At 48.6% G+C, this 21,654-nt stretch carries 16 protein-coding genes and 1 tRNA gene; 13 read left to right on the forward strand and 4 right to left on the reverse strand.

What is annotated here, in order from left to right; all coding sequences use genetic code 11:
• Nucleotides 1-30 precede the first annotated feature (30 nt).
• The gene (locus tag LRP57_RS04020; protein ID WP_269213845.1) at nt 31-672 is read right to left on the reverse strand and encodes a GntR family transcriptional regulator; all 642 of its coding nucleotides are present in this window, start codon (nt 670-672) and stop codon (nt 31-33) included.
• Nucleotides 673-905: 233 nt separating this feature from the next.
• Between LRP57_RS04020 and LRP57_RS04025 the strand changes: the two genes are divergently transcribed.
• Together LRP57_RS04025 and LRP57_RS04030 are read left to right on the forward strand one after the other, a co-directional pair.
• A complete protein-coding gene (locus tag LRP57_RS04025) occupies nt 906-2,639 on the forward strand; it encodes an alpha/beta hydrolase (protein ID WP_231205256.1) in 1,734 nt (577 codons plus the stop codon).
• A gap of 2 nt (nt 2,640-2,641) precedes the next feature.
• Nucleotides 2,642-4,054 carry a sugar porter family MFS transporter gene (locus tag LRP57_RS04030; RefSeq protein ID WP_231205257.1) on the forward strand — a complete coding sequence of 471 codons (1,413 nt, stop codon included), beginning with the start codon at nt 2,642-2,644 and terminating at the stop codon, nt 4,052-4,054.
• 190 nt (nt 4,055-4,244) lie between these two features.
• Here LRP57_RS04030 and LRP57_RS04035 read toward each other — a convergent pair whose 3' ends face one another.
• On the reverse strand, nt 4,245-5,303 hold the full coding sequence (locus LRP57_RS04035; protein ID WP_231205258.1) for an NAD(P)H-dependent glycerol-3-phosphate dehydrogenase: 1,059 nt from the start codon (nt 5,301-5,303) through the stop codon (nt 4,245-4,247).
• A gap of 93 nt (nt 5,304-5,396) precedes the next feature.
• The gene (locus tag LRP57_RS04040) at nt 5,397-6,968 is read right to left on the reverse strand and encodes a xylulokinase (protein ID WP_231205259.1); all 1,572 of its coding nucleotides are present in this window, start codon (nt 6,966-6,968) and stop codon (nt 5,397-5,399) included.
• Nucleotides 6,969-7,450: 482 nt separating this feature from the next.
• Here LRP57_RS04040 and LRP57_RS04045 point away from each other — a divergent pair, with 482 nt between their 5' ends.
• From LRP57_RS04045 to LRP57_RS04070, 6 genes are all read left to right on the forward strand, one after another.
• Nucleotides 7,451-7,723, forward strand: coding sequence for a hypothetical protein (locus LRP57_RS04045; RefSeq protein WP_231205260.1), 273 nt, complete (start codon nt 7,451-7,453; stop codon nt 7,721-7,723).
• The gene (locus tag LRP57_RS04050; protein WP_231205261.1) at nt 7,720-9,009 is read left to right on the forward strand and encodes an MFS transporter; all 1,290 of its coding nucleotides are present in this window, start codon (nt 7,720-7,722) and stop codon (nt 9,007-9,009) included. The genes LRP57_RS04045 and LRP57_RS04050 overlap by 4 nt, the downstream gene beginning before the upstream one ends.
• A 240-nt stretch (nt 9,010-9,249) precedes the next feature.
• Entirely contained in the window at nt 9,250-9,543 is a 294-nt protein-coding gene (locus LRP57_RS04055; protein ID WP_231205262.1) for a hypothetical protein, read from the forward strand.
• Between the two features lie 58 nt (nt 9,544-9,601).
• Entirely contained in the window at nt 9,602-11,800 is a 2,199-nt protein-coding gene (locus tag LRP57_RS04060) for a hypothetical protein (RefSeq protein ID WP_231205263.1), read from the forward strand.
• 26 nt (nt 11,801-11,826) lie between these two features.
• Nucleotides 11,827-12,492, forward strand: coding sequence for an ABC transporter ATP-binding protein (locus tag LRP57_RS04065; protein ID WP_231205264.1), 666 nt, complete (start codon nt 11,827-11,829; stop codon nt 12,490-12,492).
• Between the two features lie 221 nt (nt 12,493-12,713).
• Nucleotides 12,714-14,189 carry an MFS transporter gene (locus LRP57_RS04070; protein WP_231205265.1) on the forward strand — a complete coding sequence of 492 codons (1,476 nt, stop codon included), beginning with the start codon at nt 12,714-12,716 and terminating at the stop codon, nt 14,187-14,189.
• Nucleotides 14,190-14,375: 186 nt separating this feature from the next.
• Here the strand turns inward: LRP57_RS04070 and LRP57_RS04075 are convergent, their stop codons facing one another.
• Nucleotides 14,376-18,080 carry a sialidase family protein gene (locus tag LRP57_RS04075; RefSeq protein WP_231205266.1) on the reverse strand — a complete coding sequence of 1,235 codons (3,705 nt, stop codon included), beginning with the start codon at nt 18,078-18,080 and terminating at the stop codon, nt 14,376-14,378.
• A 270-nt stretch (nt 18,081-18,350) separates the two neighbouring features.
• On the opposite strand from LRP57_RS04075, the gene LRP57_RS04080 reads away from it, so the two are divergent.
• From LRP57_RS04080 to LRP57_RS04100, 5 genes are all read left to right on the forward strand, one after another.
• Nucleotides 18,351-18,821 carry a MerR family transcriptional regulator gene (locus LRP57_RS04080; RefSeq protein ID WP_231205267.1) on the forward strand — a complete coding sequence of 157 codons (471 nt, stop codon included), beginning with the start codon at nt 18,351-18,353 and terminating at the stop codon, nt 18,819-18,821.
• Between the two features lie 191 nt (nt 18,822-19,012).
• Nucleotides 19,013-19,089 (forward strand) — tRNA-Pro (locus tag LRP57_RS04085).
• Nucleotides 19,090-19,598: 509 nt separating this feature from the next.
• Nucleotides 19,599-19,985 (forward strand): GntR family transcriptional regulator, encoded by a 387-nt coding sequence (locus LRP57_RS04090; protein WP_231205268.1) that lies wholly within the window; start codon nt 19,599-19,601, stop codon nt 19,983-19,985.
• Nucleotides 19,982-20,869 carry an ATP-binding cassette domain-containing protein gene (locus LRP57_RS04095; protein WP_231205269.1) on the forward strand — a complete coding sequence of 296 codons (888 nt, stop codon included), beginning with the start codon at nt 19,982-19,984 and terminating at the stop codon, nt 20,867-20,869. Before LRP57_RS04090 ends, LRP57_RS04095 begins: the two co-directional genes overlap by 4 nt.
• Nucleotides 20,869-21,582 (forward strand): hypothetical protein, encoded by a 714-nt coding sequence (locus LRP57_RS04100; protein WP_231205270.1) that lies wholly within the window; start codon nt 20,869-20,871, stop codon nt 21,580-21,582. The genes LRP57_RS04095 and LRP57_RS04100 overlap by 1 nt, the downstream gene beginning before the upstream one ends.
• The last annotated feature ends 72 nt before the right edge of the window (nt 21,583-21,654 follow it).

Genomic DNA, 21,654 nt, shown 5'->3' on the forward strand with positions numbered 1-21,654 from the left:
GTACACGAAATATGCAGCGAGAGAAGTTCCCTAAAGTCGAATTGTCCAACGATCTGTGCGCACAAAAGTTACACTAATTGCACGCACAGGGTCTTTACCCCACCGTTGAGTGATACTCAAACATGCCTGAGGTTCATCGAGTTCAAGGAGTTGAGTTTCACGTATATCCGGTAGGCCCATGCTGATATCCGTCTCTGTAATACTCAATCCGTCTTCAGTCAAAATATCGGACAGGCTACGTGTAAGGTCGCGCCCAAGCAAACCTGTAAAAGCTGAGGCAACCAGCATCGAGTTTTGAACAGCCACTACTTTGTCCCCTACAAAGCGCGTATGGACCATGCGATAGACAAATTCTTCTCCGCTCAGACCCATCTGTTCAAAGGGGTTCCCCGCACTTTCGATTGTCGCGGAAATAAGGCGAGCATTTGCTCCTTTAAGTACGTCAATTCCAGAGCCTTGCAAGGTAAGAGGATCAACGACGAAAGTACCTCGCCCTCGTTGACCGATGGTTCGTCCTTCATTTGCAAGCATCTCTAGGGCGCGACGAACTGTCATCGGAGCGACTTTGAAATTCTCGGCAAGTTTGGCTTCACTTTCCAGCTTATCGCCGGGGTTCATTCTTTGAATTCGTTGCAAGAGTGCCTCGTACACCGCTGTATATTTTGGCTTCATCTTTCCATTTCACATCCACAAACCCAACACACAATGAGCATCGTTACTTCATCGGGAAAAAGCATCGCCGCCTTCTCAGCACCACATTACCCTACGCTTTCACTTCAGGACAAACCGCATTTTACCGGCGCAAATAGGCTTTTTATCTTCTATCACTTCACTTGACAAAGCAGAAAGAATAACACTAGGGTAATTTTCGTAAACCATAGGTGTTTTGCATAGTGGAGGTAATGATGCCACACCCTCGTCTTTCCCGTATCGTGAGTGGAAATCCTCAGCGTGGAACAATGATCGCCATGCACGGCGTCACTGACAACGCTGCTTCTCTTTCCGATTTCGCCCAACACTACAGCACAGAATGGGAAGTGATTTGCCTAGATTCCCTAGGGCACGGACTCTCCCCCGCTTTCACAAGCGATGAACTCACTTTCCCTTTTGAATCCCTCTACCGCGCAGCCCTCACTGAAGTAGTCGCCGCCGCACGTGAAGCTGATGGAACCGTTGTCCTCTACGGTCATTCCCTCGGCGGAGCCATCGCTGCCACAATTGCCCACCGTCACAGCGAACTCGTTAGCGCACTCATCCTTGAGGACCCCGCACTCCTGACCGATGAACAAAGCGAACTTTACGCTTCTTCTGCCAACGAACTCGCCGCACGCCAAGATCTTGTCAGCGCCCACGTAGGCGAAGCAATCGTCGGCCTCATGGAAAACTATCCCTCCTGGCCTCCTTCAGAATACGGCGCATGGGCACAAGGAAAAGTTCAAGTTGATCGTGATTTCGTGCGCACAGGAGTTGTCGGAACTCCACGCGCACATATCCTCAACGAACTAAACGTTCCTACCCTTTTAGTCACCGGAGACGCCGACGATGTTCTTTTCGGCGCTGAAGGCCTCTCAAAAGTCCAAGAAGCCCACAATCCTTTCATTCACTGCGTATTCTTACCCGGAACCACGCATACCGTGCGCCGTGACGCTCCCGCCACTTTCTACGAACGCGCCGATGATTTCCTGGCTTCACTCAACCTACCTGAGCGCCGCCCACCTTTTATCGTCAATGAACTCGCCCATGTTCCCGGTGCGACACCGCCTCAAACCACATGGGACGTACCCGCACTGCGCAAACGCGGCGATGACCTACTCGGCGAAGAATTACCCGAAGTCGAAGGCATCACACGTGAAAGCGTGACATACAAAAACGTGCCAATGCAGGTACATCGCCCTGAAGGGCCAGTGCGTGCAGCAGTACTTTCCATCCATGGCGGCGGTTTTATTGCCGGACGCGCACGCTTTGACGATACTCGCAACGGAGAACTCTCCCATGCCATCGGTTCCGCGCTTGTCGTCAGTCCAGATTATCGTCTTGCGCCAGAACATCCCTTCCCTGCTGGGGTTGAGGATTGCTTAATTGCTTGGGAATACCTCGAAAAGGAAGCACCCGGCGTGCCCGTAATTCTTTACGGTGATAGTGCTGGTGCTGGCCTTGTCAGCCAATGCATCACAGCACTTGCTCGCAAACGCGCTGGCGGCCCGGCCACGGATGCTTCACAGAGCATTGAACGTCGCCTAGATGCCGTTATCTCTATCGAACCATGTATTGACCCGCAGATGACATCTCATTCATACCGCACCTGCAAGGAAGGGCCGCTGTGGACCGCCGAGGCAGCAAAACACGCCTGGGCACATTATCTTGGCACGGCACATCCGTATGAGGTTCACAGCTCAGTGAACCTGATTGCTGACTTCATGGCACCGACTTTCGTTGTTGTGAATCCAACCGACCCCTTACGCGATGAAGGAATCGCGTGGGCAACCGACCTGGCCGACGCAGGCGTAGCCGTAGAAATGCACATGCTTATGGGGACAATCCACGGTACTCCAGCCACGCTCGGCTCACAAACCTGGGCACATCTGTGCTCGCTCATTTCCCACTTCCTCACCACGAATGTGGCGGGACTAGGAGAATAAATATGTCAACATCTTCATCTAACAAACTCCTCCAAGTCTCCATTGCGGCGGCTTTGGGTGGATTCCTCTTTGGCTTCGATGTTGCCGTTATCAACGGTACGATCGGATCTTTCTCAGGCACAGCAACTGGTTTCGGCCTGTCCTCTCTCATGACAGGAATTGTTGTTTCTATCGTGAGTCTTGGTGCCGCTGTAGGCGCTCTCTTAGCAGGTGGTGCCGCTAACCGCTTCGGACGTATCCGCGTCATGATTGCTGCAGCGATTTTCTTTGCGATTTCTGCGCTCATGTCAGGTCTTTCTTTCGACGTGTGGCAGCTTATCGGCTGGCGACTCCTTGGTGGTTTAGGTGTCGGCATTGCCGCCGTTATCGCTCCGGCCTACATCGCTGAAATCGCCCCGGCTGATAAGCGTGGACGACTCGGCACCCTTCAGCAGCTCGCTATCGCCGTTGGTATTTTCGGCTCTTTCATCTCTAATTTCGTTCTTGTGAAAATCACAGGTTCAGCCGACGCGGTAAGCCTCTTTGGACTTACAACCTGGCGTTGGATGTTTATTGTTGAACTGCTCCCAGCGATTCTGTATGGACTTTTCGTTCTACGCCTTCCTGAGTCCCCGCGTTTCCTTGTCTCTATCGGTAAGGAAGATGAAGCAGCAGCGATCATTGCTGCCACCGGCGCAGATAAGGACCCTGTTGGTCGTGTACGCGAAATCCGTTCTTCACTGGACACCGACCATCGCCCACGCTTTTCTGACCTCAAGGATTCGAAATACGGTCTTCGTCCCGTGGTGTGGGTTGCTCTGGCTTTTGGTTTCCTCATCCAGATGGCCGGTATTAACAACGTACTCCTGTACGCCACTGAGCTGTGGCAAACGGTTGGCTTCACAGGTAACACTGCTGTCTTTATTCCCGTTGTCACTTCGATTATCGGCATCGTGATGACACTCATCGGCATGGCTGTTATCGATAAGGTAGGCCGTCGCCCGCTCCTACTGTGGGGCGCGGTTGGAATGTTTGCCGCTATGCTGACTTCCGGTATTGCTTTCCTTCAAGGAACACTCACCCCGGAGGGCACCCTCAACCTTACTGGCCCGTGGGCTGCTGTTGCTCTTATTGCCGTTCACGCCGTTTATGTGATTTTCTGCGGAACATGGGGCGTGGTGCTGTGGGTATTCCTCGGTGAAATCTTCCCCAACCAGATCCGTACCGCAGGTTTGGGTCTTGCTACTACCGGTAACTGGATTGGTGGCACGCTTGTCACAATGCTGTTCCCTGTATTTATGGAGCACCTTGGACTTGCCGGCACTTACTTCTCTTACGCGGTTGTGGGCGCTATCCTCATCTGGCTTGTTGTCCGTCATATTCCTGAAACAAAGGGCGTTGAGCTTGAGGATATGAGCTACCAGACACGCAAGTAGAACCGGGGTTTGGATACTCCCAGCTACTTACACGAGGCATCCGTCAGTGATTTTTCTGGCGGGTGCCTTTTGCGTGTTCATTTGACCTACAAAAACTAAGTGGTGAGATCACGTTCAGTCCTGATCTCACCACTTATTGACATTCGTCATTGTATGAAATTCACACTTATTGAGTGCTATGGCCTGCCAGCTAACAATTGCTTATCCGGCGAGGTAATGCCGCCTCTTGAATCGCTGTCAATGGATCAAGGAGCTCTTGCGGGTCGATTATGCCAGCAACAGCCCGAAGCAGTGGCATATCTTCCAAGGTCAACACATCGCTTTGCTCAACAAGAGTCAGAGCCAAGCCAACTGCTGGCACGCCTTCCACAGTCTGCTCCAAGCGTTCCATTTCAGCGAGAGCTTCCTGAGGGTTCTCTCCCTTGCCTAATCGCACACCGTACACCTTATTACGCCCAGATAAACCCGTAACTTCTAGGTCACCCACACCGGCTAAACCAAAAGCTGTCTCTGCTTTAGCTCCAAGACTGTGACCAAGTAAAGACATTTCTTTGACGGCTTGAGCAAAAGCTGCTGCTTTGAGGTTATGGTGAGGAATACCCGTAGCTTCTCCAAGACCATCTGCGATACCTAAAGCAATCGCGTACACGTTCTTCATTGGCGCACACACTTCCACACCCACTTCATCGTCACTGCTTGCAATCGAGTACAGTGGCGTGCTGGTTCTGGCGGCAAATTCTTCAGCGAGCGCCCCATCACGGCAAGCAAAGATTGTGGCTGTCGGCATTCCCTCGGCACATTCATTTGCTTTCACCGGTCCCGCAATGGCAACAATTGGTGGGACTTCGATGCCTTTTTTCGCTGCGATAGAGCGAATAGCATCTGGAAGTAGCTGAATCACTCCCTCGTCATTTGGGCAAAATCCTTTTGATGTGAGCCATAGAGCTTTTGCTTTCGCAATATTCGTAAGTGCTAGCTCTGTTACGCGGGGTACACCTACCGAGGCCACGGACATGACGATGACATCGCTGCCTGCAAGGGCTGTTTCAATTTCATCTGATCGAAAAGTTGTGACAGCGGCGGGTACGATTGCGCCTGTGCGCGGGTGAGGGCGTTGTTCTTCGATTGCGTCAATGAGGTGATCGTCAAGCCAGGTTCCCCATAAACGCACGTTCCAACCGGAATCAACCAGAGGTTTACACAGTGCTGAGCCCATTGCTCCAGCACCTAAGATAGTAATAGTTGCCATTGTAATTTTTTCCTTTCATGTTTTTACTCAAGGCTCAGCCTGCATATATTGCGGCTACTTTGAGATGTGCATATATGTGCTGTTTTTCTGGTTTTATGATCTGTTTTCTTCTTGTCGGACAACGCCATCGAGTTCGGTGAAAAGTTCTTGTAGTACGGGGTAAATCTTGGCTTGTATTGCTCCGATTTTCCGGTAGGCATCATGATTGTCCATGTTGGGTTCAATTGTTTGCCCAAAGGTAGCCATTGCTTTTGCTGAGGCTGCGACATCAGGTAGTCCTCTATCAGTGCCAGATGAGTGCGCGTTAATGCCTGCCATTGCGAGTACGGCGGCGCCGAGTGCGGAAACTTCATCGGCTATGCATACGGTGAGTGGGACCCCTACCACGTCAGCCATCATTTGTCGCCACAGTGGTGATCGTGTGCCTCCACCCATGATGCGTAGTTCTGTGATTGGAATGCCGGAGGCTGATTCAAGGAAATCGAGGTTACGACGCATTTCAAGGCAGATTGATTCCATCACTGAACGATACAGGTGTGCGCGTCCGTGGGTTCCTCGCCAGCCGATAACAGCGCCACGAGCTTTTGCGTCCCAGTAGGGGGATTGGACGGCGTTCCAGTAGGGCAAAGTGAGTAGGCCTTCTGCGCCTGGGGTAATTTTTGAGGCCATGAGGTCCTCGTATGCTACGTCCGTGTTGCCGGGGTTGTCGGGGTCGGCGAAAGTTTTGCGTACCCAGTCAGCTAGGTATGATCCTGATGATTGCAGCACTTCCATCACGTAGTGGTCGGGAATGCCTGAAACATGGGTGCGGAATGCTGGGTGATAAATGTATTGGTCGGATTCAATACCCGCGTTTACTGCGGTACCCATGTTGAGGTAGCCCACGCCTGGATCTACAGCGGCTGCTCCGATTCCTGCGGCTTGACCATCACCAAGACCTGCGATTACAGGAATGTCGTGTGAGAGTTTCCATTCTTTTGTCAGTTCAGTGCGGATTTTGCACATTTTTGTTGCTGGAGGGATCAGTTGAGGCATTTGTTCTTGGCTCACTCCGGCGATTTCAAGGAGTTCGCTGGACCAGGTGCGTGCTCGGATGTCAAAGAGTCCCAGTGAGTCAGCAGCGGCTGTGGAGGATAGCCAGTGGCCGGTCAGGTTAAAGGAGATGTAGCCGAGGACGTCTACCACGCGGTCGGCTTTTTCTAAGATTTCGGGCTTCTTTTCTTTGAGCCAGGCCATTTTGTAGATTGCTGGTGTCACGCCTGCGGGTTTACCAGAGAGTTGGTGTATGTGACTGTTGCCGTATTCAGCGATCTGGTCGATTGCACGCCCGTCAAGCCAGAGGATTCCGTGAGCCAGTGGGGTTCCGTCTTCTGTAAAGGGAGCAAAACTTTCACGTTGATGTGTCAGGCCGATTGCGCAGATTCGGTCGCGGTCACGTTGGTCAAGTGATGCGAGGACTTCACTGATGGTTTCGTGGGTTGTTTCCCACCATAGGCGCGGATCGTGTTCGTAAAAGTCCATAGCTGGAGTTAAAAGTGGGATGGGACGTTTAGCTGTTGCCCATACGTTTCCGTCTGCATCAACGATGATTGCTTTCGTTGATTGTGTTGAGGAATCTACTGCGATAACGAGTGGCCCGTCTGTGAGTCGTTTCTGAGTTGTCATTTTGTTACCTTTCGTGATCTTCTTTGACCAGTGCGGGAACGCACACAGAAATAGTAACGTAGATTCTGTTAATTATCACAGGTTTTATGAGAATAAAAGGATGGTGGGGCGCTCGCCACACAAGAGTATTTCTTCAACTTGCCTAAGAAATAAAAAGAGATATGCAAGTAATACAGCGAAAACTGAGGGGGTGCGGGGTGAGCATATCCGCCTCATATTTCCGCAGGTACAGAAAATTGCTGCCGTTTTTCAAACAGGTAGGAATGATATTACCGCCGGGTAAATTTTGGCCTATCGCCAAGTATTTGAGGAAATAACTGAAAGTTTCAGCCCATAAACCATCGTAATAAACAAAAATTCACAAATATTATGTGAAAGATCAAAAAGCGTACAATAATTAGATTTCAAGTTTTCGCATTCTGATCTGAAATGTCACATCGCCAGAAAATGTAAATATTGAAGAAGTGAGAAGCAATATATTAATGAAGCATCACATTCGACTGGATGCTAAATTACTTTTCGTGGAAAGTAATATGCTGCTCCTCTTGACCTCACTTGTCATGGCACGATTCCTTATATGGATTGTTGCCAATAATTCACTATCGGAGAACGCAAAGGTTATCACAGCATATTTTTTCCGTGTGCAAAGCTTGTCGCTCCATACACTAGAGCAGTTCTTCGCCGTACTTGGCACGGGCGAGCGCGAAAAACTCGACTCTTTGCCCCGCCCCTCACTAGTGGAGAACGTATCATGAGGACCGAATACAGTAAACGCAGCCTTTCCATGTTTATTGCTGCCAGCGGCACCATCATTGAGTGGTTTGATTATTCGCTCTTTTTCTATCTTGCAATGTCTTTGAGTCATACTTTCTATCCAGAAATGGATTCTTCCCTGCTCATTGTGTTAGGGACCGGTTCAGTGGGTTTCCTTTTTCGTCCGTTGGGCGCGGTTGTTTTTGGGCATATCGGGGACGCGAAAGGCCGTACTGTCTCGTTAGTGATTTCAGCGGGGTTAATGTCGCTTTCTATGCTTGGCATTGCTTTGATGCCTGGATATGACACTATAGGAATTTGGGGTGGTGTAGCGGTCCTTCTTTTGCGTGCTCTCGCAGGTTTTTCGGTGGGGGCAGAGTACACCGGAATCATGGTGTACCTGATGGAAAGCGCTCGTCCTCATCGGCGTGCTTTAACCGCTAGCTGGGCAGCTGCTAATTCAGAAATTGGTGCTTTGCTAGCAGTTGGCTCATCTGCGATTACAACTTCCATCGTAGGTTCTGCTGCTCTTAATACGTGGGCATGGCGTATTCCTTTCATATGTGGAGCGATACTTGCTGCCATCATGCTGCCCTTACGTAAATTCATGGTGGAAAGTCCTGCCATGCACAAAAAAGCAACTGAAATGCGCAGTGAAATTGTCGGTAAGAAAGAAGGTCCACTCACCTATGTTCTGCGACATCAGCGACGCTCAATGCTGGTAACTTTTCTTATTTCTACCGTCGGTTCAGCGACCTATTTCCTTACCATTACCTACTTGCCGACCTATATTGAAACCGTTGATTCTGGTGACAGTCAGATGGCACTCAATTACGGGATTATCGCGGCAGTGTCAGCAATCCTTGTCACACCATTTTTTGGCCTTTTGTCGGATCTTATTGGCAGGCGACGCTCATTTACAGTACTGCTCGTAGCGGTTATTACACTGGCCATCCCCGGATATAGCCTGCTGACCTCACCGAATATTCTTGTTCTTGCAGGAGCGGTGGCTGTACTGGCAATTCCCGCTGCCGGGTGGAGTGCTGCTGCTGCGAGCGCTATTCCTGAGCAGTTTCCCACGCAAGGTCGTTATTCTGGAATGGCCATTGGCTACAATCTTGCCACTGTAATTTTCGGTGGATTGACTCCGCCTTTGGTCACGTGGCTTATCCAGAGTACCGGGCATGTGCTTGCTCCTGCTTTTTATGCGAGTGCCGTCGCAATTATCGCTGGTATTCCTGCCATCATCCTCATGGGTGATACGGTCAAGGATCAGAAACGGAAGTGACGATGAGCGCGAGCAGCACTTATCAGCGTAAAAGCACAATTTCAGTGACATAGGCGTCCGTCGTATTATCACCAATCAATAGGAAAATTTTTAAGGAATATAAGACAAAATTTGAAAAAGCGCTTGCGGACGATTTCTGCGCATTGTAAATTGAGTCTTGGGATACCCATTGCTCCAACAAAGATGTACCCCAAGACTCATAAGATTCGCCACCGCTTTACCCAACGAAGGGAAAGGCCCATGTTTCATAAAGTAAAGAAAACAAGTGCAGCAGTATTACTGTCACTCATCGTTCTCACCGGCAGCATAGGCATAGCCCACGCTGAAGTAGTGTACTACAAAGGACTAGCCGTAAACTGGGACCACGGTCGCACACTGCTTATTTACAGCTACTCTGACGTAAATACAAAATATTTTGAACACGCTACCACCGCTAATAGCACAACATCCGGATGGAAAAAACCTGGAGTTCGCGCATATGCCAAGCAGTACATAGGCGCATCACCTGCAAGCGCATACTGGGATTGCCGCTAATCCTTACCCATGCTCGTACACATTCATTGAAGTAAACGAAAAGCGGTGGTGAATTCTTATGGGCAAAATTCTGCGCTTATTCACTTTTATTTTAACCCTTTTATCTAGCGCTCTCTTTGGTTTAATTTCCATTACAACTACCGGTGACAGTTTTTTACATACGCTCGATCAATACGGACACAATGGGACTGTCATATACCTACACCAAGTTCCCGAAGATAAGGCACAGTCAGCAATATCAACCATATTGCAAGAAGTAGATGCGCATCACGGCTTCATTATCCGCGGTGACATGCTACTCACTAATGACGGTGATTCCGCTGGATACCGTTTCGGCTTTTACGGTGACATACACACAAATGCGCAAGCACTGGAATTGGAATATTTAGGCACCAGAATTTTTTATAAGGAAAATATCGGCTTGTTACTCAAAGCAGATAAAGGTGCCACTTTAGGCCTTGACCAATCACAAGCCGATCAAATTTCTCCACTACCTTCAATATTTGCTGGACCAAAAGTCATCGGCATCAAACTCACTGATCTACTGGACAGCTCAGGAACAGTCAACGGCACCTATCGGATTATCGGAATTACTCCCCAAGACTTTCGCTCCCTGACTACAGATCTTGCTGCTCTACTGGACACTGACACGCACGCAATAACCACCCCACTCAGTGGTAAATACGTCTACGACAGCTTACTTACCAGCATTGCATTGGGAGCAGTCGTTATCACCTGGTTCACCCTCGTATTTGTCTGTATCCTCGTGACATATCAAAATATATCCTTACTTGGAGTCCACGTTTTACTGGGCTGGTCACGAACACGCTATGTTCTCAAAGTATTCTTCCCATTACTCACGGTTTCCCTGTGTGGAATATTTCTTTCCTGCGGGATTCACCTTTATGGTTTAGAAGGATTCACCTACACTACCGCCCTCATCACTGAGGCTTTACTTTCCGGTACCCCAGCAGTTGGATTAACAATAACCGCGGTAGCGCTTGCTTCCCTCGTCATTTTTCAGGTAAGTCCCGTGGGCGCGATACGAAACCGTGTTTCGTCAAAAATTATGGCTACCTGCCTGCTTATTTTCTACGTACTTTCTTCAGGCGCTGTCGTTTACGCAATGTTTTATCTTGATGGCCCTTTATATGAAGTAACCCATATACGTGAAGTTCAACAACGCTGGGCGGAACATTCTGATCTCGCAATCTTGTACAAAGAACAAATTGGCAATAATACTGCCTCCTTTACGGGGCAGGAAGCTGAACATTCGGTTGAATACTATAACTGGTACCGTTCCTTTGAAGGAGAAAAAGGCGCGTACATCGTTCACACAAACTACTACAGTGACGACTTACTTGAAAGATGGCGCGAAGATCAGATCTACCCTCACGTTCCCAATTCCTCTTTCTGGGAACTTGTCGCCTCCCCTAATTACCTCACAGACCACGGCATTACAGTTGACCCACAACTTGTGCAGCAAGCCATGCAGGGAAAGCGACTATACCTCCTGCCGGATACCCTCAGCCCTGCTGATAGCTCAGCCGTAGAAGGCTACTTGACGGATTTCTCGCTACAAAAACGCGAAAGTCCCATTCGCAATGATTTCACAAAGAATCAGCAACTGATCTTCCAGCGCTACCATGTTTCAGATGAAATTTTCATCTGGAATACAGATACGAGCCTGCCAAATACTGTGAAAAATCCCGTTATTTTAGTGGCGACAACGGATAACATGACTCCTTTTGAATCAGAAAGCCTCTGGGCGGAAGGACTCGACAACAGTTATATAAAACTCGATAGCACAGCCACACAGAAATACCTTGACCCCCACTACTTGGCGAAATACGGATTAGATGACAATCATCCTCAATTCCTGCTGGTTTCTGACTTTATTGCCGGATTACAGAAAACTCTGACCGAAACTATCCGCCTTTTCGGAATAGTCATAGCACTTGTCGCATTACTTGAATTGGTGATTATCTCATCATTAGTCAAGATTTTTGCCTTTTCTAAACGAGAACACATCGCAGTTAAACGCCTCATGGGATATCCATTGACGCATATTTTCCTACCACCAATTCTCCTCGTTATTTCTACCAGCATTTTATGTACACTGACCGCTTTCATTCTGCGGAGCACAAGCGGAGTAACAACTGTCCTTATTTTTGGCGCCCTCCAAATGCTTCTACTTTTCTATCAAGCAAAGAAAGCCAGCCTCGAAGGAATCGTTTCCCTTATCAAATCAGCATAAATACCTCAGCAGAAAGAATAATCATCATGTCAGACATTCTTAACGTGCAGAACCTGACCAAAATCTTTGGTCAGCGTATCGTCATTGACAATCTCAGCTTTCATGTTCCTGCAGAGGCCAGCCTAGCAATCACCGGACCCTCTGGATGCGGGAAAAGCACATTGCTCAATATCATCGGTATGCTTGAAGCCCCCACTCATGGCAGCATTATGCTCGAAGATAAACCTTTACCCGCTATTAACTCCACTGCAGCAACGAAACTCAGGCGCAAACAGATTAACTACCTTTTTCAGTCTTACGCGCTTATCAGTGACCTTACTGCTCATGATAACGCTATGCTGGGCCTCCACTATGCCCCTATAAGCAAAGAGGAAAAAACTGCACGTATCAACGAAATCCTCGCAAAGCTCGGGCTTTACCATGTGAAAGATGAGCGAGTATCCACTCTTTCTGGAGGGGAACAGCAACGCCTAGCTTTAGCTCGCTGCATTCTCAAACCTGGCAACCTCATACTTGCAGATGAACCAACCGGCGCTCTTGATCGGAAACTCTCAGGTCGAGTCCTAGAGCAAATGCTTGAATTGCAACACGAGCACCACAAAACCCTCATCATTGTTACTCACGACCCACATGTGGCTAAAGAATGTAACTATGTTATGCAGCTCAACGGAAGTGAAGATGAGCGCGAGTAAGAAATTCACAGCCCTGCATCTGAATACCTGTCCTCGCATATAACGACGAGACATTTCCAACATCTTTCGAACTTACGAAGCAATCCGTAAAACTGTTATCGTAACGCTGGCGTCAGCACTACGATAAAAATTTGTCGAGTGTTCCGTTCCGGAAGGCTAAGGTGCCTCCTTACCTGATACGGAGTGGACTGGGCGCCATTTGATTTTTAAGAGAGGCTCTTTTGTCCACTTTGACAAAAATTGTGCAGGAACCACAGGAACCATCTGCCACACCTATCCACAAACAGCATGAACTTCCCCATTTTGCTCGCCCTCACTTGACAATGTCAGGACTTTACCTTGGCGCTTTTCTTGGGATGCTTTCTGAAACAGCAATGAGTATTGCCTTGCCCGCTTTGATGGACGATTTTAGGATCAGCGCGGGGGTTGCTCAATGGATGATTGTCGGCTACATGCTCGCTATCGGCATCGTCTTACCTTTTGTTGGGCTGCTTCTGCGATCTTTTAATGCCAAAGTTGTTGCTCAATGCGCTTTAGCTATTTCTCTTATTGGGGCGATTCTGTCAACCTGTGCTCCCACATTTGCACTGGTATTAGCTGGACGCATGCTCCAAGGCGTTGGAACTGGCATTATTTTGCCCACTTTGTTCTCTGCGATTATTCACATTTTCCCTCCTCACCGAATTGGGGCCGCGAACGGAGTTGCAGGCCTAACAATCATGCTTGCACCTGTCATAGGCCCTACCTTGGGAGGAATCCTCGTTGGTGTATTTTCATGGCGTTCACTTTTTGCTGTTTTCGCATTTGTTGCTGCGCTCGCTTTAGCGTTGATAACGCTACGATTTGTTAATCCCCTGCAGCAAATGAAACAAAGTGTTGATGCAGTATCCGTTGCTGAATCGATCATCGGTTTCGGAGCGCTTATTTGTGGTGTTTCTTTGATAAGTGAGCAAGGACTATCGCCCCTTGTTATCCTGCTCATTATCTTAGGTATCACCAGTATTGCTTTATATTCACAGCGACAATTACGTATCAATCATCCGATCATGGATATTTCATTGCTTATGCGCAGTGATTTCAGGACACCTGCCCTCATTGTTACTTTGTCTTTTGCCTGCACTCTTGTGTGCATGTACATTGTCCCCTTGGAGTTACAAAGAGGACTTGCTTTAGATTCCTCATATGTGGGTGTCATGATGTTACCTGCCGGTGTCGTTAACGCGCTGTGTTCATTTGCTGCGGGTCGTCTTTACGACACGTTAGGATCTACCCCCCTTATTCGTTTCGGTGGCGTGATGACACTTATCGGTATCGTCATGTTCATGATGATTGGAACAGGAACATCAATGTTCTTTTTCGTCATGTCACACATCGTCATCATGGTGGGGATCCCATTCATTCAGCAGCCTGCACAGTCAGCAGCATTAGCGAGTTTGCCTCGACAAAGCGCATCCGATGGCTCAACCATTCTTAATACATTGCAGCAGGTGATCGGCGCAGTTGGAACAGCTTTAGCAACATGCCTTCTTGGTTTTGGAGTGTTTTCTGTCAGCGATCCAGCACAGGGCTTCATCACTGGCTCACGTTATGGCTATCTTTTCGCGGCCGTTTTAGTAGGTAGCGCGCTTCTCATTTCATTGCTTCATCGTCGGGTGGCCGCACGTTCTGCTGTGACGAGTAAGGATGAAGCGCACTGATATATCAGAGCATCAGGATGTGAGCTAGCACCATGCGTCCCGCTTGTGTCGCGCGTCTCCTTTAAGGAGGCACCCCCCTGTTTGCGCTGATAAAAACCAGTGGAGGCTAGGTCTTTGACCTATTCCCAGCCTCCACTGGTCTTTTTCATATGGGCTTTGGCCTATACGCCTAAGCGACACGCCAGATTATGCGTTTTCCTTTCTCTTGATTACCACACCAATTCCGGCACATCCCAGTGCAGCAAGGAAAAGTATTCCCAAAGAGGCGCCTGTGCGCGCAAGATTACGTTTTCCTTTTATCCGAGTCTGTGTTGTAATGCTTTGCGAATCATTCTGTTTCGTCGTATTGCTGTCCGTTTGTTCTACTTCTTCTGATTTATGAGGCGGGAGCGGAACAACTGTTGTATCGCCAGTTGGAGTCGTTGTTTCTTCCGCCCCTGAGGTGCTGCCCGCAGAATCGCTTGCTCCATCTGAACTCGACTCACCAGCCACAGGACCGGTCGGACCTTCCGAAGCAGACTCATTACCCGCTGCTGGGCCACTCGGTCCATCTGAACTCGAATCGCCAACCGCAGGAGCGCTCGTGCCCTCTGAAGTTGTCTCCTCAGTTGATGGATCAGGTGTTTCTTCTACTGGTGGTGTTTCAATTGTCAGCGTCAGATTTGCTGCTCGTTCCGATGTTGCTCCTGTCGCAGTAAATTCGTAATCACCTGGGTGCGCATCCGAGTTTACCCGTAAACGGAATTCAGCGACCCCCTCAGAATTTGCAAGTGCGGTAAAACCGTTCCGACCCTCAAAAGCATCCGTCGGAGTACCCACTGAGCGGAAAAGCGGTATAACCACTGATGCTAAGGACACCGGTGCCTCATGAGTAAGGTTCACAGCTTCTCGCGGCTCAAATCCGCTGGTTTTCAACGTCAATTCTGCACCTGGCTTGACGCTCAGATTAGCTCCCTCTGCTCGTCTCAAAGTTGTCTGAGGTACAACACGAAGGTCAAAACTCGCATTCTTTGACGAAACAGCCCCTGTAGCTGTCACGGTATGCGTTCCTGTTTGCGCGCCCTCAGCAATATCAACAGTGAAACGAATTTCCCCGTTCTCATCAGCAACAACCGTGTCATTTTCTGTCACGATTGCCTCATCATGTCTGAGGGTTACTTCCTCATTTGGCGCGAAATGAGAGCCTGTCAATGCTACTGCTTTTTCGGCGACGCTCACAGGTTTTTCCGGGCCAGTCAGAGCAGCCTGCTGGAGTACGCTCATCCTAAAGGATGTTGTTGCACGCGCAGGTGTATTTGTGCCGTCCTTATCGGTGACGCTCACCTGCACTTCAGCGTTTTCCACTAGGTGAGTCGGAGTACCAGAAATCGCCATCGTTTCTTGGTCAAAAGACAATCCCTCAGGAAGTCCACTCACTTCAACAACACGATTGGCTTTTTCGTCGCCTCCTGCAACTTCCAATGGGATAGCGTCAATAGGCGTACCTTCGATCATGGTCTTATCCGCAATGGAGGCGAGGGTAAGTGTCGGGAGGTCACATATTCCTTCTCGTACCCAGTTCAACGTCACGTTAGTGTAACCAATACCATTCCCATCCATTTCGTACAAAATACCAATACGACCATCAGGTTGGATTGCAATTGACGTGTAGCCCGTGTAACCAGAACGGTATTCACGACGGTTTTCATCAAGCCAGGTACTCCCATTATCACAGCTCACTGACAATGAACCATTCGTGCGAGCACGCGCGTTGAATGTGTTAGAGAAAAGAAGAACTTTCGATTTCGCTGTCCCTTCAGTTGCCGTGGGGAAAGCACGAATAATCGTCGCGTTATTTACTGGGTCAGTCAGTTGTGTTTCCAGTGTTGCTGGTGTCCACGTCAGGCCACCGTCATGTGAGGTGGCGATCAGACGGTTTCCGCCTGGTGAACGCGAATTAATCATGAGGCTACCGTCACTCAGTTCAACCATCTTTGTTTCATCAAAGTTACGGTTTACTCCTTGAGCCACACGCGCTAAGTTTCCGAGCTGCCAGGTCTGACCGTGGTCATCAGAGTACAGGGCAGCCGCGTGAATAGTGCTACCAGCCGCTGGTGTCAGTTGGAAAGCATAAGGTTGAACCAAGCGGCCTTTGTATTGGCCGTGTTGGATTTGCAGGCCGTTACCTGATGTTGCGAAACCTGATTTGAGGGTTCCCACATGGTCACGGATAGCCATATTTGTGAGGTCGCGGCTAGTCCATGTGTGCCCGTTATCGGTTGATTCTGCAACATGGAGGTGCATTGCTGTACGGTCGTTTTCTGCAATAACACCTTGGGTGAGACGATAGTTTCCTTGCCAGAAACCGTTGTCATATGAGAGCACGTGGAAGCTAAAGATTTTCCCTGTTTCGTAGTCAACAACGTAAGAAGGGTCAGAGTATCCTTTTTTCTGCGCCCCACTTTGTCCTTGTGAGATAACGGTTTGTACTCCCCAGGTTTTTCCGCCGTCAGTGGAACGACGTTGAACAATTGAGTTCGGGTTAGGTGAGTCAGCAGCGGACCCTGGCCGACGATCATAGGCGGCAAGGAGGTCACCGTTTGGCGCTTTTGTCAGTGATGGAATCCGGTAGTACATGCCCGCTGGAGTATTTCCGACGGAAAGAACTTGATCTTCGCCTCGTTCAGCAGGAAGGGAAGGATCAGCATTTGCATAGCTACCAGCTGTTGCTTCATCCCAGGTTCCAGGAACCGAAACGGGGGTAGAGGCAATTTTTGCTTGTTGGAAGAGTTCCCCATCAACACGTACTTCCATCATGAGTGATGGAACAAATGTACCGCTTTCAAGGTCAACGGTTGTCAGTGCGTGCGTCACTGTGCAGGTTTTGTTTTCATTGTCGGCGAGTTGCCCACGACAAGTCGCGAGTTCTTCTTCGGTGAAGGTGCTGTCGTCTGGCTTGAATGTCACCGAACGGGGGTTGGATGTTTCTGTTGCTTCGTAGCGGATATCAAATGAGAGCGTGTCCCCTACCGCGTATTTACTTTGAGCTTCCCCCCCCCGTTGCTTTTGTGTCATTTCAACGAAATTCACGACTATAGGTTTCACGGGCGCTGAGGAGCCTTCTGTCAGATTCGTAGGAGTTGTCGTTCCGTTGTAATTTTCAGAACGGTACAGTGCGTATCTCACGTATGGAGCGAAACCACCATGTGTTAAATCGTCTTCGGTGACGATGTGGTAGGCGTGCCCAATACATTGGATCCATGTTGCTGATGTTCTCATTGAACGACATGTGTCAATGTTCGTGAGGTTTGATTCTGCGGGCCGCATTCCGCGGGTTATTCCTGTGAACTGACGGAATGCCACAGTGTAGTTGATTCTGTCCCCTACGTTCCAGACTTCTTTGGGTTGAGTGGGAACAATTGTTGCTTCGCTGTAGGAATCCACATCAATAACTGTTGTGTTTCCTTGGGCTGTTGGTAGGGCAACTGATTCAGATGATTCAGTTGATTCTTTCATCGTGTACGTGATTGTGGGGGTAAATCCTCCATTTGTCACGTCATCTGCGGTGAGTATGTGAGTCATTCGGTTTGAGCACACACCGGTGTCATGCGCGTTGATGGCGAGTTGGCAGGCCGCAAAGTTTTCCAGATTCGAGGCTGTAGGAACGAATACTTTCTGCATTTCTGAGTTATTTGTGACGTGCACATCAAAACTCATTGAGTCGCCTACCATCCATACATGTCCTTGCGGTTGCGGATTCGCCAGTTCGAGGGTGATGGTTGCGGGACTCGGTTGTTCTTGCGCTAGAGCAGGGGGAATTACCGATACTGTCATCGCCAGTAGGGACCCGAGTATCACGACAGTCTTTCGACGTCGCATTGTGAACCAACACCCTGATTTTTCCTTTTTCATGAGTGCTTCCTTCTGTTTTTACTTAGCTTCAAACGGAGAGTTCGGTCAACGGTGACCTTGTTTTCTTTTACATCGTTGCATATGAAAACAAGAAGCTTACTCATGCTATCAACTTTATGGTCTGATGTCTGACAAACGGATTCTTAATAATTTTTCCTTGTATTCTTTTCCCTCTGCGTGTACGTGACAACTTTTCTTTCGCGGAATCGCCCCGGCGGAACCTAAACTGAGCCTGAGGTCGCCTGCAGAGCATATGGAAGGAAAGCAGTCATGCGTCTGAAAATTGGGGAAGTTGCTCAGCGTTTTCAATTACCGGTTTCTACTTTACGTTATTACGATTCACAAGGTTTCTTTCCACGTATGCAGCGAGTTGGCGGGCAACGAGTATTTGGTGAACGTGAGATTGCGACCCTCCATGTCATTGATTGCCTCAAGTCATCTGGCCTGTCTATTGAGGAAATAAAACAATTTATTCACTGGTGTGAACAAGGAGACGACACCTTACATAAACGGCTTCAGCTCTTGAGTGACCGAAAGAAAATACTTGACGAACAGATCAAAGAACTCCATCGCGTTCAAGCTATGCTCATCTACAAAACTTGGTATTACCGCACAGCAATTGAGCTTGGCAGCGAAGAAAAAGTACGCGAACTGCCTGCCGAATCCGTACCGGAAGATATAAGAGAAACACGCAATTACGCCTATTCTGCTTATAAGAAAACGGAAATACCTCAGAAATAATCACCACTACACGCGCTGCTTTTGTGGGTATATACAGAAAGTGGGCGATACAGGGCAGGCATTTGGTTGCGCGGTCACATCTGCATGACCTACCGGAATAGATCTATGTGAGAATAGCCATTCTTGGAATAGGTTTTTTAATTCGGAGCACAGCAGCACATGATGTAAACTAGGTACTGCTTTTCCAGCATCGGGGTGTGGCGCAGTTTGGTAGCGCGCCTGCTTTGGGAGCAGGATGTCGCAGGTTCAAATCCTGTCACCCCGACCATAAAATCTCAGGAAATACACTTTTCCTGAGATTTTTATTTTTCATATGTAGGCAATATTCCAGTGACAAAAATGGCGACCAACACGTTTTGGCCAATAACCCCAATAAGCCACTGATTGACACTTTGATGATGAGAAACTCCTATCCTCAGTAGCTTTTCAGACTCACTCCGAAAATTTGAGAAACCAAACTTTTCACAGCACAACTGCGATGAGATTCAGACTCCACATGATGCAACTTTGTCGTTACCGCAGATATTCGATCACAGTAAGCCCTCGAAAAAATTACCAACACAGGCAAACAAAGGCGCACGAGGCATCGCAATAAACGATTCCTCACCACCGACAAAAATTGCAGGTGCTATCGCCACTTTTATACTCACTTTTCATATTCACTGGCCTGCAACTGTATGTTTCTCCTCTGCACACTTGACATTCTTACGGCTACATGGTTAATTAGTCATGTAATTAACCATTAAAGCTAGTTAGCTGTACTCCAAGGAGGTGAAAATGACAGAACATTTCACAGGCTCCACCCCCATTTACATGCAGATTGCCGAAGAAATCCGCAATCTCATCATCCGTGGAGCACTAACTGAAGGCGACCAACTGATGTCAACAACCGAATATTCCACAACTTACCGCATCAACCCCGCCACCGTAGGAAAAGCATTTACGCAACTCGTGAGCGAAGGACTTGTAGAAAAACGTCGAGGTATCGGTATGTTTGTACGCGCCGGCGCACAACAGGCCCTTCTAGCAAGCAGGCGCGAAAGATACTTCACTGATGTCCTCAGACCTGCTATTGACGCAGGACTTGCACTCGGACTCACAGTGCATGACATCACAGCCCTCGTAAACGCAGACAACTCCCCTCATGAAAGAGAAAACTCATGATCCACATTGAATCTCTCAGTCATACTTATGCAAGAAAAACACACGCATTACGTGAAATCACATGCACACTATCACCCAATTCTGTCACTGGTCTTATCGGACCCAACGGGTGCGGTAAAAGCACTCTTATGGAAGTTTTAACAGGCTTCCTCCCAATCCAAGAAGGTCGCATCACATATAACGGACAAGAACTTACCAGCGCAGACCTCACCGCACTCACCGCGCTAGGAAACAGCGGACGAGAATTCACACTCGCACATATGAAAGACCTCCTCGGTTACGCACGATGCCGACCCACCTGGAATGAAAAACTTTTCACCCATTACCTGAAACGTTTTGACATCACAGTTTCACGCAAAGCACTCGGTAAAGTTTCATCTGGGCAAAGCGCCATTTTCAGCGGTGCCCTCGCCTTAGCTTCCGGAGCACCTCTGACTTTACTTGACGAGGTCCAAGCAACTCTTGATGTTCCCCATCGCTACGCTTTCTACGAAGAAATCATGCAACTCAACGCTGACATCATTGAAGGAAAACATCCCGAACGAAAATTCCTTATTTCCTCGCATATGGTTTCTGAGTTGGAAAACCTCACAAACAACATCATCATCATGCGCAATGGGCACATTCTTACTGAAGAAAGCACCGAGGATCTACAACACCGCGCGCTAGTTCTCACCGGATCAATTCAGGCAGTCACTGCTCTCCTTACACACCACCCTGACATTCGCGTGTTATCTGAACGCACACTTGGGCCTACACAGGAAATCACAATTGACCTACGCACATGCGACCTCACCCCTGTCATAGCTGAATCTTTCGGACTACTTGCGCGCTACGCATCACTACAAGACACATTCCTTTCTCTTATCCACAAGGACGCCTAATGATGACTTCTCATTCCCCAGCAGCACAGCAAAACACTCACTTTATGCGGCTCACTTTAGTTCACATGAAATCTCACGTACTGCCCATCATTGGGATAGCTGCGGGCATCCCCTTCATTCAACTAGCCATCAACTTGAGTTTTTCTTTCATTCTGCGCACTCCTGCACAGGTATTTCTTACAGAATCGTGGATCCTCATTGCTTCCATTTCAGCCTTCATCATGACCTACATATTCGCTACCTCGAATATGCGTGAAATCATGACATCTGGCCTTAGCCGCTGGAAAGCAGTAGGCGCATCCTATATCAGCACACTTTTCCTGCTCGGAATCACACTCATTGCTATCTTGCCCCTGCATTACTTTGAAAAGCATGGTCCTTTTGATCTCTCGCATGAGATCTCCCTGCCCTCCCAGCTCTTACTTGCTGTACTGACAGTTATCACGGCAGATGCTGCCGCACGCCTGCTGTGTTTGATTCCGCGTTTTATTAGTTCTCCTCTTGGACTTTTCTTTGCCTATCTTGCGGCAATCCCTCTGTGTATTACATCCATAGGAGCAGGCATCACATGCTACTCATTGCTCACACTTGAACAAACACTCAACATTCCGCTTTTTTCCTCGGGGTATTACCTGCTTGGAATTGCCACAATTGTCACCATGATTCTCGGATTCGTTATGAGTCCACGTGGGCATATCCGAAAAATTGGGTAACTATTCGGTTAGATCTGCACTACTTCTTAGACAGATCACCATGCGCTAGCAGTGGGGGTGCTTCAACAAAAG

The sequence above is a fragment of the Schaalia sp. lx-260 genome (assembly GCF_021083645.1).
Classification (GTDB): Bacteria; Actinomycetota; Actinomycetes; order Actinomycetales; family Actinomycetaceae; genus Pauljensenia.

What these genes read in the sequence shown, in the direction of transcription:
- LRP57_RS04020 (WP_269213845.1), bottom strand. Translation starts at nt 672, where the DNA reads ATGAAGCCAAAATATACAGCGGTGTACGAGGCACTCTTGCAACGAATT.
- LRP57_RS04025 (WP_231205256.1), top strand. Translation starts at nt 906, where the DNA reads ATGCCACACCCTCGTCTTTCCCGTATCGTGAGTGGAAATCCTCAGCGT.
- LRP57_RS04030 (WP_231205257.1), top strand. Translation starts at nt 2,642, where the DNA reads ATGTCAACATCTTCATCTAACAAACTCCTCCAAGTCTCCATTGCGGCG.
- LRP57_RS04035 (WP_231205258.1), bottom strand. Translation starts at nt 5,303, where the DNA reads ATGGCAACTATTACTATCTTAGGTGCTGGAGCAATGGGCTCAGCACTG.
- LRP57_RS04040 (WP_231205259.1), bottom strand. Translation starts at nt 6,968, where the DNA reads ATGACAACTCAGAAACGACTCACAGACGGGCCACTCGTTATCGCAGTA.
- LRP57_RS04045 (WP_231205260.1), top strand. Translation starts at nt 7,451, where the DNA reads ATGAAGCATCACATTCGACTGGATGCTAAATTACTTTTCGTGGAAAGT.
- LRP57_RS04050 (WP_231205261.1), top strand. Translation starts at nt 7,720, where the DNA reads ATGAGGACCGAATACAGTAAACGCAGCCTTTCCATGTTTATTGCTGCC.
- LRP57_RS04055 (WP_231205262.1), top strand. Translation starts at nt 9,250, where the DNA reads ATGTTTCATAAAGTAAAGAAAACAAGTGCAGCAGTATTACTGTCACTC.
- LRP57_RS04060 (WP_231205263.1), top strand. Translation starts at nt 9,602, where the DNA reads ATGGGCAAAATTCTGCGCTTATTCACTTTTATTTTAACCCTTTTATCT.
- LRP57_RS04065 (WP_231205264.1), top strand. Translation starts at nt 11,827, where the DNA reads ATGTCAGACATTCTTAACGTGCAGAACCTGACCAAAATCTTTGGTCAG.
- LRP57_RS04075 (WP_231205266.1), bottom strand. Translation starts at nt 18,080, where the DNA reads ATGAAAAAGGAAAAATCAGGGTGTTGGTTCACAATGCGACGTCGAAAG.
- LRP57_RS04080 (WP_231205267.1), top strand. Translation starts at nt 18,351, where the DNA reads ATGCGTCTGAAAATTGGGGAAGTTGCTCAGCGTTTTCAATTACCGGTT.
- LRP57_RS04090 (WP_231205268.1), top strand. Translation starts at nt 19,599, where the DNA reads ATGACAGAACATTTCACAGGCTCCACCCCCATTTACATGCAGATTGCC.
- LRP57_RS04095 (WP_231205269.1), top strand. Translation starts at nt 19,982, where the DNA reads ATGATCCACATTGAATCTCTCAGTCATACTTATGCAAGAAAAACACAC.
- LRP57_RS04100 (WP_231205270.1), top strand. Translation starts at nt 20,869, where the DNA reads ATGATGACTTCTCATTCCCCAGCAGCACAGCAAAACACTCACTTTATG.